Source organism: Candidatus Thiosymbion oneisti (genome assembly GCF_900092655.1).
Taxonomy (GTDB): domain Bacteria; phylum Pseudomonadota; class Gammaproteobacteria; order Chromatiales; family Chromatiaceae; genus Thiosymbion; species Thiosymbion oneisti.
Genome location: NZ_FLUY01000567.1, coordinates 1 through 919, shown reverse-complemented (window position 1 = coordinate 919; position 919 = coordinate 1). Strand labels below are relative to the sequence as shown.

Annotated in this window: 1 protein-coding gene; it reads right to left on the bottom strand. The window is 61.7% G+C overall.

From position 1 onward, the window contains the following. Nucleotides 1-173: 173 nt before the first annotated feature. Nucleotides 174-764 carry a 16S rRNA (guanine(966)-N(2))-methyltransferase RsmD gene (rsmD, locus tag BQ17_RS05960; RefSeq protein ID WP_089725195.1) on the bottom strand — a complete coding sequence of 197 codons (591 nt, stop codon included), beginning with the start codon at nucleotides 762-764 and terminating at the stop codon, nucleotides 174-176. Between the last annotated feature and the right edge of the window lie 155 nt (nucleotides 765-919).

The window sequence follows — 919 nt, the reverse complement described above, 5'->3', positions numbered from 1 at the left end:
ACGCGCCGTAACCCAACACGTCAGACTTGTCCCGATGCAGGAGGGATCTTTTCCCACAACCAACGCCAAATAACCCAGGATCGAGTCCGGACAGGCACGGTGTCGAACGCGGCGTAACGCAACAGGACGCCAGGTTGTGTAATTTGAACCGCTCAACACATGCCTAACCTGACCTACCCTTCGGGTCCGTTGCACTTTTGCGGTTCAACGGCGGCGAGCGCAAAGCGCACCTGGCCGGCCCGTTTATCGCGTATCAGTGTCCAACCCGTAGGTAGGCTGGGAAGTGCTCGGCTCGCCGGTACCTCCAGGTAGACCAGTGCCCCGGGGGCGAGCCAGCCTCTACTGCTCAGCAGGGTACAACTCGGTGCCAATAGGTCCTTGTGGAAGGGCGGATCCAGGAAGACGAGATCGAAGGGTCCACCACTCCCGGCTAGCCAGTGCAGGGCATCCGCCCTGCGGACTCGGACCTGAGCAGCGCCCAGGCTGCGGGCGCTGGCCGCTAGCACCTGGGTCACGGGCTCGGAACGGTCGATCATGAGCACCTCGTCCGCGCCGCGGGAGGCCGCTTCGAAGCCCAGGGCACCGCTGCCGGCAAAGAGATCCAGGCAACGGGAACCGAGGATAACCGGCTGCAACCAGTTGAACAGGGTCTCGCGCACCCGATCCGCCGTGGGACGCAGCCCAGGTTGCGCGGGTATCGACAGCCTGCGCCCCCGGTAGCGACCGCCGATAATGCGCAGCTGACCCTTATTGCCCGCTCGCATAGCTTGGGCAGAAACCTGAGGTCTGGACCGAGATATCCGAAGGGCTAGTACCTAGTTTCGATCGATATTGCTAGTCCACACACTGGAGCGGGTAAGCCAAGCGTGTGAGCCAGCAGATACTATGAACTTGCAACATCGGTTGAAACTAGGTACTA